This is a genomic window from Solitalea lacus, from assembly GCF_022014595.1.
Lineage (GTDB): Bacteria > Bacteroidota > Bacteroidia > Sphingobacteriales > Sphingobacteriaceae > Solitalea > Solitalea lacus.
Genome location: NZ_CP091740.1, coordinates 306,538 through 323,562, shown reverse-complemented (window position 1 = coordinate 323,562; position 17,025 = coordinate 306,538). Strand labels below are relative to the sequence as shown.

The 17,025-nt window shown below is 33.0% G+C and carries 16 protein-coding genes; 4 read left to right on the top strand and 12 right to left on the bottom strand.

Annotation, left to right across the window (positions count from 1 at the left end; translation table 11 throughout):
• Positions 1-195: 195 nt before the first annotated feature.
• The 6 genes from thiL to nadA all read right to left on the bottom strand — a co-directional run bounded on the left by thiL (position 196) and on the right by nadA (position 5,986).
• Positions 196-1,251, bottom strand: a complete 1,056-nt coding sequence (gene thiL / locus L2B55_RS01315; RefSeq protein ID WP_237848492.1) for a thiamine-phosphate kinase — start codon at positions 1,249-1,251, stop codon at positions 196-198.
• Positions 1,252-1,358: 107 nt separating this feature from the next.
• Positions 1,359-2,048 (bottom strand): L,D-transpeptidase family protein, encoded by a 690-nt coding sequence (locus tag L2B55_RS01310; protein ID WP_237848491.1) that lies wholly within the window; start codon positions 2,046-2,048, stop codon positions 1,359-1,361.
• A gap of 61 nt (positions 2,049-2,109) precedes the next feature.
• Positions 2,110-3,354, bottom strand: coding sequence for a dicarboxylate/amino acid:cation symporter (locus L2B55_RS01305; RefSeq protein ID WP_237848490.1), 1,245 nt, complete (start codon positions 3,352-3,354; stop codon positions 2,110-2,112).
• A 306-nt stretch (positions 3,355-3,660) separates the two neighbouring features.
• Complete coding sequence (locus L2B55_RS01300; RefSeq protein WP_237848489.1) at positions 3,661-4,314, bottom strand: HD domain-containing protein; 654 nt, start codon at positions 4,312-4,314, stop codon at positions 3,661-3,663.
• 112 nt (positions 4,315-4,426) lie between these two features.
• Entirely contained in the window at positions 4,427-4,876 is a 450-nt protein-coding gene (locus L2B55_RS01295) for a hypothetical protein (RefSeq protein ID WP_237848488.1), read from the bottom strand.
• 108 nt (positions 4,877-4,984) lie between these two features.
• Complete coding sequence (gene nadA, locus L2B55_RS01290; RefSeq protein WP_420854512.1) at positions 4,985-5,986, bottom strand: quinolinate synthase NadA; 1,002 nt, start codon at positions 5,984-5,986, stop codon at positions 4,985-4,987.
• A 507-nt stretch (positions 5,987-6,493) separates the two neighbouring features.
• Between nadA and nadB the strand changes: the two genes are divergently transcribed.
• Both nadB and L2B55_RS01280 read left to right on the top strand, forming a co-directional pair.
• Entirely contained in the window at positions 6,494-8,089 is a 1,596-nt protein-coding gene (gene nadB / locus L2B55_RS01285; protein WP_237848487.1) for an L-aspartate oxidase, read from the top strand.
• A 33-nt stretch (positions 8,090-8,122) separates the two neighbouring features.
• Positions 8,123-8,635: a gamma carbonic anhydrase family protein gene (locus L2B55_RS01280; protein ID WP_237848486.1), complete on the top strand. Its 513-nt coding sequence runs from the start codon at positions 8,123-8,125 to the stop codon at positions 8,633-8,635.
• Positions 8,636-8,686: 51 nt separating this feature from the next.
• Here L2B55_RS01280 and L2B55_RS01275 read toward each other — a convergent pair whose 3' ends face one another.
• From L2B55_RS01275 to L2B55_RS01255, 5 genes are all read right to left on the bottom strand, one after another.
• Positions 8,687-10,297 carry an Ig-like domain-containing protein gene (locus L2B55_RS01275; RefSeq protein ID WP_237848485.1) on the bottom strand — a complete coding sequence of 537 codons (1,611 nt, stop codon included), beginning with the start codon at positions 10,295-10,297 and terminating at the stop codon, positions 8,687-8,689.
• 132 nt (positions 10,298-10,429) lie between these two features.
• Entirely contained in the window at positions 10,430-12,292 is a 1,863-nt protein-coding gene (mnmG, locus tag L2B55_RS01270) for a tRNA uridine-5-carboxymethylaminomethyl(34) synthesis enzyme MnmG (RefSeq protein WP_237848484.1), read from the bottom strand.
• 470 nt (positions 12,293-12,762) lie between these two features.
• A complete protein-coding gene (locus L2B55_RS01265) occupies positions 12,763-13,320 on the bottom strand; it encodes a hypothetical protein (RefSeq protein WP_237848483.1) in 558 nt (185 codons plus the stop codon).
• A gap of 67 nt (positions 13,321-13,387) precedes the next feature.
• On the bottom strand, positions 13,388-14,056 hold the full coding sequence (locus L2B55_RS01260; RefSeq protein WP_237848482.1) for an NAD(P)H-binding protein: 669 nt from the start codon (positions 14,054-14,056) through the stop codon (positions 13,388-13,390).
• A gap of 123 nt (positions 14,057-14,179) precedes the next feature.
• Entirely contained in the window at positions 14,180-14,644 is a 465-nt protein-coding gene (locus L2B55_RS01255) for a hypothetical protein (protein ID WP_237848481.1), read from the bottom strand.
• 344 nt (positions 14,645-14,988) lie between these two features.
• Between L2B55_RS01255 and L2B55_RS01250 the strand changes: the two genes are divergently transcribed.
• Both L2B55_RS01250 and L2B55_RS01245 read left to right on the top strand, forming a co-directional pair.
• Positions 14,989-15,699, top strand: coding sequence for a pirin family protein (locus L2B55_RS01250; protein WP_237848480.1), 711 nt, complete (start codon positions 14,989-14,991; stop codon positions 15,697-15,699).
• 25 nt (positions 15,700-15,724) lie between these two features.
• Positions 15,725-16,375, top strand: a complete 651-nt coding sequence (locus tag L2B55_RS01245) for an NAD(P)H-dependent oxidoreductase (RefSeq protein ID WP_237848479.1) — start codon at positions 15,725-15,727, stop codon at positions 16,373-16,375.
• Between the two features lie 67 nt (positions 16,376-16,442).
• On the opposite strand, the gene ybeY is transcribed toward L2B55_RS01245, so the two are convergent.
• Entirely contained in the window at positions 16,443-16,859 is a 417-nt protein-coding gene (gene ybeY / locus L2B55_RS01240) for an rRNA maturation RNase YbeY (protein WP_237848478.1), read from the bottom strand.
• Positions 16,860-17,025 lie beyond the last annotated feature (166 nt).

Sequence of the window (17,025 nt, the reverse complement as noted above, 5' to 3'; positions counted from 1 at the left end):
ATTTATCGCCGGAATTTATCTCCATATCATACCCTGAAGGTAAACGCTTCGGCGATTTACCATTAACTTAAGAAATTTTAAGGAGATTTTAAATGTCTAGATGAAATAGAGGGAGGTATAAGTTTAGTGATTAACATTACGGCTTTGTATCATTTATCATGAACAAAACCGCAATGAAAATATTTTTAAATCAATTTATGAATTAGATTTGAATGCATTCCAACCCTGCGCTTTGATTTCATGTACGTTACCTGATTTACTTACCAGATAAGTTCCTTCACTTTCATCCGTAATATGGCCTATAATAGAAATATCCGGTTGACTTTTAATCTTATCATAATCAGCTTGACTAACCGTAAATAATAACTCATAGTCTTCTCCTCCATTTAATGCACAAACTGTAGGGTCGAGATTAAACTCACGGGCTGTATTATATGTTAGCTGATCAATAGGGATTTTTTCTTCGTATAACTTACATCCAACATTTGACTGTTTACAAATATGCAAAGTTTCTGAAGCTAAGCCATCGGATATGTCAATCATAGCTGTAGGTTTTATGCTAAGCGCTTTCAATAACTCTACAATATCCATACGAGCATCTGGTTTAAGCTGGCGCTCTAAGATATAGTCTTTACCTTCTAAGTCAGGTTGAACGTTAGGTGTTTGTAGAAAAACAGCTTTTTCGCGTTCCAACATTTGCAAGCCCATGTATGCGCCACCTAAATCACCAGAAACACAAATTAAATCTCCTTTATTTGCCCCATTCCTGTATACGATTGATTCTTCATTGGCCTCACCTAAAACCGTAATGCTAATGATCAGACCCTTTTGCGAAGTACTAGTATCGCCACCAATCATGTCTATTTTCCATTTATCACATGCCAGCAACATCCCCGTATAAAGATCTTCAATTGCTTCAAGTGAAAACCTGCTAGACATGGCTATGGAAACCGTAACTTGTGTTGGAGTGCCATTCATAGCACATATATCAGAAAGGTTAACCATTATGGCCTTATAGCCTAAATGTTTTAAGGGTACATACATCAAATCAAAATGCACACCTTCAATCAATAAATCTGTTGAAACCAGCGTTTTTTTCTTCCCATGGCTCACAACTGCAGCATCATCGCCTATCCCCTTTATGGTTGAATCGTTATAGATTTTAACGTTTTTTGTCAGATGATCAATCAAACCAAACTCACCCATTTGAGAAAGTTCAGTACGATCTGTATTTTCAAAAAGATCACTCATTGGAAATAATTAATTAGAAATAAGATTATAAGCAATCCCCTCTTATAACCACATTATGTTAGAAAAATAAGAAGCAAAGGTAGAAAAGAACAACGAATTATATTTGATTACCTTTCAATTAAGGGTAAATCGTAAATTTCAACTAGCTTTTGCTGCTCTGAAAGAGGAAACTGTACCAACAACGGATTTTTTTCTTTGTCGAGAATTTCCAAAAGTTTCAACATATTTTCTTCTGTCATAGCAGTACAACCGGAAGTAGGCTGGTTGGCACCACGCCAAATGTGCATAAATATACATGAGCCGGCACCTGCTACAATTGGATCTGTATTGTAATTAACAATAATACCGAATTTGTATAACACATCTGCCCGACGCATTTCTTCTGCCGAGTTCCATGTTTTTTCTACTTGTGTTGTGTCTACAATTTTGTTGTAGTACACTGATGATGGATCATCAACACAAAACATGGTATTAGTAACTTTTAAAAAGTCCATTCTTGTTTGAATTGTTTCATATCCAAACAATCCACCCAAACTATAGATACCAGCAGGCGATTTCCCATCACCCTCTTTTTTAAGGTCTCCCGTATTTAATTTATCATCATGTAAACCCTTGCCCCAAACCAAGCCTGTTCTTCCCAATGTAATGGGTAGTTTCTCTAACTTTAAATGCCATTTTTGGTCATCCCATTCGTAAACATTTAAAACGCCTTCAATACTTTCCAATGATTTTGAGGTAACAATAAGTAATTGCTTAGTATTAAAATGCTTTACGAGATCAATCCTTTGTGCGTTCATTCTGTTAACAAAAAAGAATAAAACTAGAAATGGGATAAATACCTTTTTCACTTTAAGCGTATTATGTGGCTTGAATTTGTTTGTTCATCCAATTTTTCCCTTCCGATAAACGGGCAATCATCATGGATGCTACAGTATCGCCGGTTGCGTTTAATAATGTTGCCATCGGATCAATTAAAGTTGAAATAACCATTAAAACTGATAAGGCTTCAATTGGAAGGTGGAAAGCGGTAACAATAAATAACTCTCCAACATAACCACCGTTAGGAATTCCTCCTTCAACTATACTTGTCATCAAGGCAATTCCTAAAATTATCAACATTGTATCTAACCCTGCCCATGATTTATTAAAAATTGCAAAAACCATCGCCACTTTAATTACACCACCAATACTTGAACCGTCTTTATGCAACGAAGCTCCAAGCGGAATGGTAATATCGCTAATTGGTTTTGAAACTCCCATTTTCTCAGCCGCTTGCATATTTACCGGAATAGTAGCTACACTACTACAAGTACCCAAAGCTGTTAACGATGGTACAATGTTGTTTTTCCAATAAATCGGAATTGTCTTTAAACCTCCTGCCATAAAAGCATAAACCGAAAACATCACAAAAAAATACACAATACCAAAGCCATAATACAACCCCAAGGAATGAGCATATGAACCAAATAACTCAGGTCCGAATACACCAACCAGGTAACCAAAGTATGCACCCAAACCAAGTGGAGCCGCTTTCATTATTAATCCAATAAGCCATTTGAAAACCTCATTTCCTGAGTTTAAGAACTGTTTGAAGAGTTCACCAGATTTACCTGCTTTTAAAGTTGCTGTTCCAACCAATATTGAAAATATGATCAGTGCCAACATACTTTGACGTGTTAGCAGTTGCGAAAAATCAGTAGTAGTGAACAATGCAGTTAGCTGCTCGCCAAAACCGGCAACTCTTGTGTCTGACTCTTTTGGTAAACTCAACTGAAATTGATCGGTTATGGGAAAGAAAGTGACAGCAATAATCATTAAAAATGCCGATAGGAGCGTGGTGAATAAAAACACAAACAGCATCGAGCGCATCACCTTTCCAAATGAGCCCATTTGCTCAATATTGGCAACCGATGAAGAAATAGCGAAAAAAATTAAGGGAATGATTGAGGTGAATAAAAGGTTTAGAAAAATATCGCCAATCGGTTTAATAATGGCGATTTCTTTACCAAAAAATAACCCGGCCAAACTGCCAATTATAATTCCACCGAGCAATAAAATGATACTGCTATAATTTTTATACAGCATTTTTAATGATGAAGTCATTGGGGATAATAAGTTTCTTGTATATGGTGCAAAAGTGAAGGCAATTTTACTATTTTGATTTCAGCATTTCCACAAACTTATGCACATAATTTTCATTAATGTCGCTAGAAATGTAACGATCTGCCGAAGGCGGCGAGAAAGCTGAAAATCTTAGTGATAAATTATCCCGTAGCTTTTTATTTTTTCCATCTGGTAATTCAGTTCCTGTAGATACAATACCTCCATCTGCATATGATTGTGAATATCCACAATGCAGTGAAAATTTCTCTTCATCAACAATAAACTTATACTAATTGCTTTAGAGATTTACTTTTCTCCATTCCATTCATCAAAAAACTGTTGAAGGAAATTTTCTAAAAATTGATGTCGTTTTGCAGCCAATTTTCTCCCCGTTTGAGTGTTCATTTTTTCCTTTAACAGCAACAACTTCTCATAAAAATGATTAATGGTTGGTGCTTCACTTTTTTTATATTCTTCTTTTGACATCAAAAGTTTTGGCTTTACATCTGGATCATAAATTGTGCGATTTTTAAACCCTCCATAGTTAAATGCCCTTGCAATGCCTATTGCTCCAATAGCATCCAACCGATCGGCATCCTGAACAATATCCAATTCCTTAGAACTGAAAATATGACGCTGATTGTCATTTTTAAATGAAATATGTCGAATAATATTTACTACATGTTCAATGGTATTATTATCAATATCATTAGTTCTCATAAATTCACTAGCTTTTTGAGGACCTATTTCTTCATTACCATTATGAAATTTAGCATCAGCAATATCATGGAGTAGTGCTGCTAATTCAACAACTAACCTATCAGCCTTTTCATATTGCATTATTAATTGAGCATTTTTCCACACCCTGTAAATGTGCCACCAATCATGTCCACCTTCGGCACCAGCCAATTCAGTTTTAACATAGGCTATGGTTTTTTCTATAATATCATTTTTTCCCATGTTAATTATCCGCGAAGCGGGAAAATTTTTTAAATTTTTAGCATTTAACTAAAAAAGGAACTATTGAATAATTATCAACAGTTCCTTTTAAAAAATCTATTTAAATTACTAATTATAAAATAATTCCAAGTTGTTTCGAAATATTTCCCTGATCAAAACTTTCTGTTTTCTCGGTATTCTGTGCAGTAGCACCGAAATTATACTTCACGGTAATTACATACGTGCAGCTAATAGTTTCATCTTTGTCAATGATGTTGTTAAACACTTTTTCAACAATAATAGGATGATTTGCTAAGGGGTAATTTTTAATCTGACGTTCTGCGATGCTTGTATCCCAAACAGTTGCTGTCTGATGGTTTGCCATTTTATGGCTGTTTACTTTTATGGTAATTAAAGCCGAGGTACCATCATTTTTTGTATCGCTATAATCTTTATTTGAGTAAATGTTGAATTTTAATCTCTTTTGAACAGGAAGTGTAGTCGGATCAGGTTCGGCTTGTTCAAATTTGCTGCAAGAAGAAAATAAAATACCCAGCCCTAAAACAAATAATAGTTTTTTCATGTAAATAGTAAGTTTGGTTTTTATCCAAAAATATAAAACCTATATTAAAACAAAAAGTAAGTAACTGAGTACTTACTTTTTGTTAACTATTATTTAAAATATCACTATTTACAAACCGTATTTCGCCGAAATTTCAAGCATTCGTTCAATAGGCTTAACTGCCTTTTCTATCAATTCTTTAGGCAATGTAACTTCTGGTAGTTCATACTTCATACACAGGTATAATTTTTCAAGTGTATTGAGTTTCATATGTGGGCAGTCATTACATGCACAACTGTTATTTGGTGGCGCCGGAATAAATACTTTATCAGGAGCTGCTTTTTGCATTTGGTGAATAATTCCTGATTCTGTTGCTACAATAAACTCTTTTTTCGGACTGTTAATAGCATATTTTAATAAACCTGTTGTTGAGCCAATGTAATCAGCAATTTTCAAAACAGCATCTTCACATTCCGGATGAGCTATAAATTCAGCTTCAGGGTGACGGTTTTTTAGCTTAGTGATTTTTTCCAGGGAGAAAATTTCATGCACCATGCATGATCCTTGCCATAACACCATATCTCTGCCTGTTTTTTTTGCAACATAGGCACCAAGATTTTTATCCGGACCGAAAATGATTTTCTCATCTTTTGGTAAGCTTTCCACAATTTGAACCGCATTTGTTGATGTACATACAATATCACTCATGGCTTTAATCTCTGCGGTTGAGTTTACGTACATAATCACTGTATGATCCGGATGTTTTTGTTTAAAGTGTGCAAACTGATCGGCAGGGCAGGTATCAGCCAATGAACAACCAGCTTTTAAATCAGGTAATAATACCTTTTTATGTGGAGAAAGTATTTTAGCTGTTTCGGCCATAAAATGAACACCGGCAAATACAATAATATCTGCATCAGTTTTTGCAGCCTGTTGTGATAAGCCCAAACTATCTCCTATATAATCAGCAATATCCTGTATATCAGGTTCCTGATAGTAATGTGCTAAAATAATAGCGTTCTTTTCCTTTTTGAGTTTTTCAATTTCCTCAAACAAATCTAAAGTAGGATCCACATGGTAATCCAAATATCCCTTCTCAAGCAGGGCCGCGGGGGCTTCGGCTGTCATCATTTTTATTGTTGTTGATTAACTAACATTGTAAATAAAAATAAAAGATTTAAAATTTTTAAAATGTTGTCTCTTATTATAGTGTTAGTTTGGTGAATAAGTTTTTAAAATTCTACTTGTCTTTTTGATTGTTCTTAAGTTATTAACATTCTTTTAACATTTCCTTAAATTCAACTTATTGATTTATTGGAGCTTAAAAAAATCAATTTTAGTACTTACTTTTTTTCCTGTTAAATTTTTGTTGAATGTGGATTATGGTATATCATGTTAATATCTATAAAGCTCAATCTTGAAGTTTTTGTTTTGCATGTTTAAAAATCGTCATTTTTCACGCTATTTAAAACTTGCTTACAAATTTCAAACGCAAAATTAACATCTTTGCTATACTTATTAACATGTTATAAATAGAAATGAAATAAAGCTTCGGTTTGGTTCATATTTTTCAATTCCAAGCGATAAATTTTATCCACTTTCATAATTTGTTTAATACCTGTTACTTACATTATATTGATGAAGAAAGTAGATTTCTTAGTAATTGGTTCGGGGATAGCAGGTTTATCCTTCGCCTTAAAAGCTGCACGACATGGTACTGTTTGCATCGTTACCAAATCTAATGAAGATGAGTCTAATACCAAATATGCACAAGGTGGCGTTGCGGTAGTTGTGGATAAATCTGATTCTTTTGAAAAGCATATACAGGATACCCTGATTGCTGGTGATGGTTTATGTGATCAGCATATTGTTGAAATTGTTGTAAAAGAAGGTCCAGAAAGAATAAGAGAGATTATTGATTATGGAACTAATTTCGATAAAGACCGGTCGGGTCATTATGATTTGGCAAAAGAGGGTGGTCATTCTGAACATCGTGTATTACATTATAAAGATATTACGGGTTTTGAGATTGAGCGTGCCTTGCTTGAACAAATACATAAACATCCTAACATTGAAATTTTAACCCATTATTTTGCTGTTGATTTAATTACTCAACATCATTTAGGTGTAGTTGTTGATAAAAAATCAACCGATATTACTTGTTATGGTATTTATGCATTAAACACCATTAATAATAAGGTTGAAAAAATATTATCTAAGGTTACTTTAATGGCTTCGGGAGGTGCTGGGCATATTTATTCAAGTACTACTAACCCAATTATAGCTACAGGTGATGGTATTGCTATGGTATATAGGGCAAAAGGTAAAGTCAGAAATATGGAGTTTATCCAGTTTCATCCTACTGCATTGTATAATCCTGGTGAGTATCCTTCCTTTTTAATTTCTGAAGCTGTTCGTGGTGCTGGGGGTGTGTTGAGAAATCGTAAAGGTGAAGAGTTCATGCATTTATATGATGAGCGAAAATCATTAGCTCCGCGTGATATTGTTGCCCGAGCAATTGATGCGGAAATGAAGAAGTCCGGAGATGATTTTGTTTATCTTGATATAAGACATGAACCTAAAGCTGAATTATTGCGCCATTTTCCTAATATTTATGCGAAGTGCTTAAGTATAGGAATTGATATGAGCAAGGATATGATTCCTGTGGTTCCAGCAGCTCACTATATGTGCGGTGGAATTTTGGTTGATGAATATGGTAATTCAAGTATTCAACGGTTATATGCTTGTGGTGAGTGTGCTTCAACTGGTTTGCACGGGGCTAATAGATTGGCTTCTAATTCTTTATTAGAGGCATTAGTTTTTGCTGAAAGAAGCTATCAATCAGCAATTGCCGGTTTTGATTTAATTAATTTCCAATTAGATATTCCTGAGTGGAATGATACAAACACTGTCCAATCGAATGAAGATATTTTAGTTACTCACAATATCCGGGAAATGCAGCGTTTGATGAGTGATTATGTCGGTATTGTCCGTTCTGATTTCCGTTTGGAAAGAGCTAAACGCCGCTTGGAATTATTGTTTATTGAAACGGAATCATTTTATAAGAATACCAAACTTTCTATGAAACTTTGTGAATTGAGAAATTTAATACAAGTTTCTTTTTTGGTAATAAAGGGAGCAATTATCCGTAAGGAAAGTAGGGGGTTGCACTTTACAACTGACTATCCTGAAAAGGAAAAGGATGTTAATAAAATTGTGGATACCATATTTTAATTTTGTAATAGTATATCAATTAGTTTTCAGAGGATGGCTCTTATTAAACCTGTTAAAGAAAAATTTCCAAATTTTGGAGAAAACTGCTTTTTAGCTGATAATGCTACTGTAGTTGGTGATGTTGTAATGGGCGATAATTGTAGTGTTTGGTTTAATGCAGTAGTAAGAGGAGATGTTAATTTTATTAAGATAGGTGATAATACCAACATTCAGGATGGAGCAATTATTCATTGCACTTATCAAAAAGCTCCAACAGTTATAGGAAATAACGTTAATATTGGACATAATGCAATTGTTCACGGTTGTGAATTAAAAGCTAAAGTTCTTATTGGAATGGGTGCTATTGTTATGGATCATGTAGTTGTTAATGAATATTGTATTATTGCTGCAGGAGCAATTGTTTTAGAAAATACAATATGCGAAACAGGTTATTTATATGCTGGAATTCCAGCGAAAAAAATTAAACCTATTACTGAAGCACAAAGAGAATTATTGGATTCATTGCCTGGTAGATACATCATGTATTCCGATTGGTTTAGGGAATAAAAAGAAATGGTCGGACTAATAATCCGACCATTTCTTTTTATTGTTTGTCAACTACTCTAAATTTACATTTACTTCCATATCCCAACCTGCCCGTACAGCTATTTCATCTGGATAATAGCTAATTTTTTCAGGTTGTATTTTATGGTAAACATTTCCAATATCCCACTTTTTGTTTTTGTTTGCATCTTCGATAAATCGCATTTTGTATCGTTCTGGAGTAAGATTTATGAATTTATAAACCTTGTTTTCATTTGCAATTAATTGTCCAACAATTTCTTGATTTGTATTGAGTAATTGAACTATATACTGTTTATCCTTTGGAATGGTAAATTTTGCTGATACTATTCCATAATTAGCACTCGTATCTTGTATAAATGTTCTTTTGTACTGAGCATTGAAAGCATCGTAAATATCCGTGAATTGTCGTTCCTTAATATTAATATCATACTTTTTAGTACTGTCCCATTCATATGTTACGATATATTCTCTTATTTTTTTCTTGCTTGGAGTAATTGTAAAGCCTGTTTTTATTTTAACACTATCTTCCAAAAGTTCTAGTTTGGTAACATCCGCCAATTTCAATGGTCGAGAAGTTGTAAGCTTGAGAGTGTCATTTGGTTTCAATATTCCTGATGATACATTATCAGTTATTTTGAATAAGCCCAGTTTAGGGTCTTTAATAAAATTCCTAACCATTAAGGTATCGAAGGGTTTTCCATTTTTTGTCAACTGAATTTGGGTCGAATCAAATTTGGTTGTTGGTAACCATAACGAAATTGAATCAGAACTTGCTTTGTCAATTAGTAGTTTATTTTTGAATTCATTTGGATAAAAAACGTTGAAATTTACCGAGTCGTCCGGATAATTCAATTTTACTAGTACTCTTCCTTCATAGTATTTACTATATGATACTCTTAAATTTTTCGGGACTTGTTTAGCTAATGTAAAATTGATTTTAGATGAATCTTTTTGTAAGTCAACATTGTTATTTAAGAAACCTAGGAGCTCATCATCATCAAATCGTTTATTACCATTTAAATCTTTATAAGCGTAAATGGCATATTTTCCATTTTTGATATTGTTTAGTTCATATTTACCACCTGTTGTAGTGCTAGTGTAAATTATTGGTTTTTGCTTATAGAGTTTTTCAATATCTGTAGGGTAGAGGGCAACAAGAACTTCTTTTGTTTGGGCAGTATCAATTATATAATCAACCGTACCTGAAATTTTTAACGAATCAATGAATTTGCCAGTTGAAAAAACATAATGATAATTTTTATATTCATTAGATTCATTTATGTCAGCAATTGAATTTCCGAAATTGATAGAGTAAGTTGTATTTTTACTTAATGTGTCAACAAACTTTATAATTACAGTATTTTTTTTTGCTGTAATTTCTGGTGCAAGTTCCATCTCTGGAGTAATGCTTATTTCCTTGTACTGATTTTTGAGTTGAACCATTTCATTAAATTCAATCTCAATTTTTTTCTCTGCAAAGTTTAAAGTTTTATTTTTTGGATTTTCACTAACAAGTTTTGGAGCTGTTTCATCTTTTGGTCCGCCTGTTGGGCTTACCACATTGGCGCATGCACTTACTAATATTGATAATGCTAAGAATAGCTCATTTTTTTTCTTTAAAAACTTCCCTTTTGAAAATTTCACGTTTTTAAGCCCTCAGTTTAATTTTAATGCTTTTATGATAAATAATATTAAAGTTTTTAGAAAGTGGGTTATATCGCCTTAAAATAGGTAGATATTTTTAATTTAAAATTTATCTAAGTAATTAAAAATCAATTACTTAGATAAATGTATCATTAAAACAGATATATCAGCAGGCGAAACACCGGAAATTCTTGATGCTTGACCTAAAGTTCTTGGTTTTATTTTTTTTAGTTTTTCTCTCGACTCTTTCGAAAGTGAAATTAATGTATCATAATCAAAATTTGGATTGATGTTTTGATCTTCCATTTTTTGAAGTTTTGAAACCATTTCTAATTCTTTTTCAAAATAGCTTTCGTACTTAACCTTAATTTCGGCTTGTTCAATTATTTCTTGTTTTGATCCATTAATAAATTCTTTTAACGGCTGGTATGCATTTATTAAATCATCAATATTAATTTGAGGACGTGATAATAAGTTAAATAATTTAACATTTTGAGGGATCGGCGAAGTTCCTTGTTGATCTAAGAATGCATTTATTTCTGACGGTTCAACTGATTTAGCTTTCATATATTGAACAATGTCATCCGATTTTGCAATCTTTTCTTCAACTTTTCTTAAGCGTTCGTCTGATGCTAAGCCAATATTTTGTGATAGTTTAGTTAATCGAATATCCGCATTATCTTGGCGAAGTAGTAAACGATGTTCTGCTCTTGAAGTAAACATACGATAAGGTTCTTCTGTTCCTTTTGTTACAAGGTCATCAATTAATACCCCAATGTAGGCCTCTGATCGAGATAAAACTAATTCATGTTTTTCATTGATTTTTTGGTGAGCATTTATACCTGCCATAAAACCTTGTGCTGCGGCTTCTTCATAACCGGTTGTTCCATTTATTTGGCCTGCGAAAAATAAGTTAGAAATATGCTTGGTTTCGAGTGTTGTATTTAATTGAGTAGGAGGGAAGAAATCATATTCAATTGCATATCCTGGTCGGAAGAACTTTGCATTTTCAAAACCAGGTATTTTTGTTAAAGCACGATACTGAACATCTTCAGGTAATGAAGTAGAAAATCCGTTTACATATACTTCTACAGTATTCCAACCTTCAGGCTCCACAAAAATTTGATGGCGTTCTCTTTCTGCAAAACGATTTATTTTATCTTCAATAGAAGGGCAGTATCGTGGACCTAAACCTTTTATACGGCCAGTAAACATTGGTGAACGATCAAAACCTTCTTTAAGTATATCATGAACTTCCTGACTAGTATAGGTAATATAACAAGAACGTTGTTCTTTTGGTAGTTCAAAATCAAGGTATGAAAAGCGACTTGGATTCTCATCGCCTTGTTGTTCTTCCATAACTGAATAATTGATACTTCTACCATCAATACGAGGAGGGGTACCTGTTTTCATTCTACCAGCTTCAAAACCTAGTTCAACTAAATTTTCGGTTAATCCGGTTGCGCCTTTTTCTCCCATTCGTCCACCACCAAATCGTTTTTCTCCAATATGAATGGTACCATTTAAGAACGTTCCATTAGTAAGTACTACTGCTTTAGCTTTTATTTCTAAACCAAGTGATGTTTTTACACCATAAATAGTATTTCCTTTTACTAATAGGCCACTTACCATATCCTGAAAGAAATCCAGGTTTTTGGTATTCTCTAGCATATAACGCCATTCTTCATGAAATTTGTAGCGATCATTTTGTGCTCGTGGACTCCACATTGCTGGACCCTTAGAACGATTCAGCATTCTAAATTGAATTGTAGTTTTATCACTCACAATTCCTGAATATCCACCCATTGCATCAATTTCTCGAACAATTTGTCCTTTAGCCACGCCACCCATTGCTGGGTTACACGACATTTGTGCAATAGTTTGTAGATTCATTGTAATTAATAGAACTTTAGAACCTAGATTTGCAGCTGCTGCTGCTGCTTCACAACCGGCATGACCAGCTCCTACTACTATAATATCGTATTCCGAAAACATATCTATTTAATAATGTTCCACGTGGAACATGGTTTATCTCTTTAATTTTAAATAATTTGCAAAGTTACGAAATTGATTTTAGTAGTTTATTTATATTGATGTTGTATTAATGTTTCACGTGGAACATTAATTTTAAGATTGAATAATATTGAGAATATTAAGTTAATAGTGGTAAGGTGTTTTAATTGGTATTTTATTATTATATACTTTATTAGATTTATCTGTTTAATTGTAATTCAGTATAATAATATTAAGTTAGGAATTAATTTAAAGACCGTGTTTGTGTTGTAATACTCTAATCTAATTGATTTATAATGTTTCTTTATTTTAGCGAATTGATTATTATTTAAATGAGGATTATTTATAATTTCAAGATAGGATAATGATTTTAGGTGTATATAGATAAATAAAAAACCCGTTAGCTCTAACTAACGGGTTTTTTATATGATTTGTATTATTTTAATTTTGATTTAGAAGTTATAACCTATACCTATAGCACCTGATGGAAATATATTTCCTGATGTACCTATTATAGGTGTAAAGCCTATTCTCCAACTAAAACCACCATCAATTGGTTGTCTTCTATACATAAATGATATAGCTCCAATAATGTTGCTACCCTCATCTTGGTTTTCGTAGTTATAGATGCTTACCTTTTTTGATAATAAAGTTAAGCCAGCACCTATTTCAAACATATTCGCAGATCCTTCTTTACCTAATATATAATTAATTCCAATTGGTAGAGTAAGATAATTTCTTGTTTCAGTTTCGTAATAATAGTTGTTAGTGTTGCTACTAGAAGAGATATCCTGTTCATAGGTTGAAAACCCAAGCCCAATCCGATAACCTAAACCTAATTTCTTATTTTTATCAAATCTTCCATCAAAATTTGCTGAAAATAATACACCTGGGCCACCAAGTTCTGTATAGAATAACTTGTTTGCTATTTTAGATGTTGATTGAGCCTTAATGGTAGTTGTAATACAGGTTGCGGATAGTATTAATAAGCTTAGTAAGATTTTTTTCATAAACTTGTTTTTGTAATGAATTTATGTGAAATATAGTATTTTATATTAAGTGATAAATTGATTTCTTTTAACTAATTGAATTATCGGCAATTTTTTGTATTTCGTTAGATTGGTAAATGTCGGTTCCTTTAGCCTTAATTAAAGCAATAGTTGTCATTGCTTTCGCTACATCCTTAGTTTTTATTGATCTGTATTTTGCTAATTTTCCTATAAGTACATTATTTAACCATTTCATTATCCATATACCTAATTTTTCACCTGGTCTATTTTCCTCTCTTTGTCCTACTAGTAATGATGGTCTAAAAATACTTACTGCTTCATAGCCTAATTCATTTATATCCTGTTCTGTTAATCCTTTTAGTTTATTATAGAATATTCTTGAATTATTATTTGCACCCATAGCACTTACTAATAGGAAATGTTTTGCGCCGTTTTGTAATGCTATTTTTCCAATTTCTCTTGGATATATTCTGTCAATTAACTCATATTTTTCTTTAGTACCGGCTTTTTTTTGTGTTGATCCAATACAACAAAATACACAGTTGCCTTTAAGTTCATTAGCATAATCGGAAATTTTAGTAAAATCTATTACCAGTTGTATTATTTTGGGGTGGTGTATTGGTATTGGTTTACGTACTATAACTGTTATTTGATTGAACTTATCATTGTTTAATAAGAGATTAAGTAAATCACTACCTATTAAACCACTTGCACCAATAATTATTGCTGTTTTCATATTATTTATTAGAACTGTATTGACTAATTTTTTAAAGAATGTAATTTTCTAAATTACTATAATTTATTTTGTGCACTTGTTTCTTCTATGATCATTTAAATTGATTTACTGAGTAAATAAGCTTTATCTTTTATTTGGGTTAAATAGGTCTGTGTTTCCCTGTAATGCTATAAACAGTTTATCACCAGGCTCATGCTGAAGAACAGAGGTAGATTTGCGGGCAACAAGTTGTTGGTGGAGTTGATGACAGAACTGGGAATAGCCATAGCCTGAGGAATAGCCTATAAGGTATTCTTCCCACAATAGTTTTTTAGTAACGCCAGGCTTCTGCAGCTCTGTTGAGAAGTACTCCAGCTTCCCTTTGAAATGCGTATAGTGATGAACTTTATAGGCCGGATTGCCGGTATGGAACTTCGTTTCCACCTCCGGATCTTCCAGCTGAAGTAATGCCTGTGGATCCAGACCTGCTGAATGAAGTTTATGCAGGTAAGATTTAACTATGTTCGTAATGATGCTTAAGATGCGTTTTATGGCCTTATTGGAATGGCCCTGGCTGTGTAATCGTAATAGTTGTTTTATCTGATTCATGGGTCTTGGTTTTTCGGCTATCAGTGATCTTTTAGGTGATAAAATCACTAAGTATAACCAAAACCAATAGCTAGAGGGGTCAACATGCTCCGGTATACCACCGCTGAACTCCTTGTAAGGGGGTCAATATGCTCCGGTAGGGTTCCGTTTAATCTCTAAAGGGGGGCAGCATCCGCCTGAATGGCAGGCTATTCTGTTTAAACAGTGGCTTTTATCCTTTTCGTATTTTCTTATCTACCTATGATTGAATGAATTGAATTTTTAATTCTATTAAATAAAACATATATGTTGTAACAAATAATGTTTTTACGTATATTTGTATCATCATTTAAAAAGGATATAAAATGAAAACTATAATTCATCGTGCAAATGAACGTGGCTATAACAATATTGGTTGGTTAAAAAGCTATCACTCATTCAGTTTTGCCAGTTATTATGATCCTGAAAAAATTCATTTTGGGCTGTTACGAGTATTGAATGACGATACAGTTGCTCCAGGCATGGGATTTGGAACGCATCCTCATGATAATATGGAAATTGTAAGTATTCCATTATCAGGAGAATTACGTCATAAAGACAGTACAGGTAGGGAAGAAGTGATTAAAACGAATGATGTACAGATTATGTCTGGTGGTAGCGGTATTGCACACTCAGAATATAATAATTCACGTGAGCATGAGGTTAAGTTCCTACAAGTATGGGTGTTTCCAAAAGAGCGTGATATAGAACCTCGTTATGAACAGAAAACCTTTTTTCCTGAAGATAGAGATAACAAGTTTTCAGTGGTAGTTTCTCCAAATAGGGAAGAGGGCGGTGTTTGGATTAATCAAGATGCATTTTTTTCACTAGGAAACTTTGATGCTGGTGAAACTATTGAATATTCTATTAAAAATAAGGGTAATGGCGTTTATGTGTTTGTTTTGAATGGTGAGGTAGAAATTGCAACTGAAACTTTAGGTACTAGGGACGCGATAGGTATAAATGATGTGGACACAATAATTGTTAAAACAAATTCTAAAACAGAACTGTTATTAATTGATGTTCCAATGAATTAATTATTAAAATGAACAATTAGAAAGTATGGAAATAATTGAAAAGGTGAATGTTTTAGATCGTTTGGAACACTTCCGTTATGCAACAAAAAAGTTTGATGTTACAAAGAAATTGAGTCAACAAGATTTTTCTAAGGTATTAAAAGCTATTACTTTAAGTGCATCAGCATATGGATTACAACCTTATAAGTTTATAGTTGTTGAGGATCCTGAAGTTAGAGAAAAATTAAAGGGGATGTCGAAGGGTCAAACCCAAATTACTGATGCATCACATTTAATTGTATTTGCTCATCAGCAAATTGTGGATAATGCCCAAATTGAAACATATATTGATAACATTGCTGTAACACGTAATATTTCACGTGAAACATTGCGGGGTTTTGAAACCATGATGAAGGGTACTGTTGCAAATTTAAATCCTGAGACTCTTTCTAATTGGAATGCTCGTCAAACCTACATTGCCTTAGGTAATTTATTAACTTATTGTGCATTGGAAGGAATTGATGCTTGTCCAATGGAAGGTTTTGATAGCAATGCCTATGACGAAATTTTAGGTTTGAAGGAAAAAGGATTACATGCTATAGTAGTGGCAGCAATTGGTTACCGTGCAAATGACGATACATTCCAGTTTGTTAAAAAGGTAAGAAAACCTTTAAATGAGATTGTGGAAGTAATTTAAGTAATTGATTATTAATAGTAATTATGAGTTATGAATGGTTTATTTTATTCATAACTCATAATTTTTTCTATACCTTCTGCAGATAAAAGTTTTCTTTCTCGGTCATTAAGGCTTTATCCTCTGGTTTTTTATCATAATATCCACAAAGGTGTAAGATACCATGTATCATCACCCTATAGAGCTCGGTGGACGCAGCAACTCCAAATTTTTGAGCATTTTCATAGGTTCTTTCCACACTTATAAAAATATCTCCTATTAATTGACCCTCTTTTTCTGAGTTATCAAAGGTTACGATATCAGTGTAGGTATTATGGTTCAAATATTGTTGATTTATCGTCAACAGATATTCATCAGAACAAAAAATAAAATTGATTTCTTTAAGCTTATAACCTTCTTCTGCTGCAGTAGATTTAATCCAGGTTTTTAGTTTTGCTTTATCTTTTAATTTGAAATCGATGTCTTCGTTAAAAAAATTAATTGCCATCTTATCAGTTAACAACAGTTAGTTTTTAATCAGTTATACATTACCTGATTAATTAATTGCGGCAAAGATAGGGAAAATGATAGGATGAATGTTAAAAGCGGTTTTTGATTGGACGTAGTCGATAATAATTAAGGCAACTATTTCAGTTGCCTTAATTTATTCGTTT

What these genes read in the sequence shown, in the direction of transcription:
- L2B55_RS01265 (WP_237848483.1), bottom strand. Translation starts at nt 13,320, where the DNA reads ATGAAAAAAATCTTACTAAGCTTATTAATACTATCCGCAACCTGTATT.
- L2B55_RS01245 (WP_237848479.1), top strand. Translation starts at nt 15,725, where the DNA reads ATGGAAATAATTGAAAAGGTGAATGTTTTAGATCGTTTGGAACACTTC.
- L2B55_RS01260 (WP_237848482.1), bottom strand. Translation starts at nt 14,056, where the DNA reads ATGAAAACAGCAATAATTATTGGTGCAAGTGGTTTAATAGGTAGTGAT.
- L2B55_RS01280 (WP_237848486.1), top strand. Translation starts at nt 8,123, where the DNA reads ATGGCTCTTATTAAACCTGTTAAAGAAAAATTTCCAAATTTTGGAGAA.
- L2B55_RS01310 (WP_237848491.1), bottom strand. Translation starts at nt 2,048, where the DNA reads ATGAACGCACAAAGGATTGATCTCGTAAAGCATTTTAATACTAAGCAA.
- L2B55_RS01255 (WP_237848481.1), bottom strand. Translation starts at nt 14,644, where the DNA reads ATGAATCAGATAAAACAACTATTACGATTACACAGCCAGGGCCATTCC.
- L2B55_RS01250 (WP_237848480.1), top strand. Translation starts at nt 14,989, where the DNA reads ATGAAAACTATAATTCATCGTGCAAATGAACGTGGCTATAACAATATT.
- mnmG (WP_237848484.1), bottom strand. Translation starts at nt 12,292, where the DNA reads ATGTTTTCGGAATACGATATTATAGTAGTAGGAGCTGGTCATGCCGGT.
- nadA (WP_420854512.1), bottom strand. Translation starts at nt 5,986, where the DNA reads ATGATGACAGCCGAAGCCCCCGCGGCCCTGCTTGAGAAGGGATATTTG.
- nadB (WP_237848487.1), top strand. Translation starts at nt 6,494, where the DNA reads ATGAAGAAAGTAGATTTCTTAGTAATTGGTTCGGGGATAGCAGGTTTA.
- L2B55_RS01305 (WP_237848490.1), bottom strand. Translation starts at nt 3,354, where the DNA reads ATGACTTCATCATTAAAAATGCTGTATAAAAATTATAGCAGTATCATT.
- thiL (WP_237848492.1), bottom strand. Translation starts at nt 1,251, where the DNA reads ATGAGTGATCTTTTTGAAAATACAGATCGTACTGAACTTTCTCAAATG.
- ybeY (WP_237848478.1), bottom strand. Translation starts at nt 16,859, where the DNA reads ATGGCAATTAATTTTTTTAACGAAGACATCGATTTCAAATTAAAAGAT.
- L2B55_RS01295 (WP_237848488.1), bottom strand. Translation starts at nt 4,876, where the DNA reads ATGAAAAAACTATTATTTGTTTTAGGGCTGGGTATTTTATTTTCTTCT.
- L2B55_RS01300 (WP_237848489.1), bottom strand. Translation starts at nt 4,314, where the DNA reads ATGGGAAAAAATGATATTATAGAAAAAACCATAGCCTATGTTAAAACT.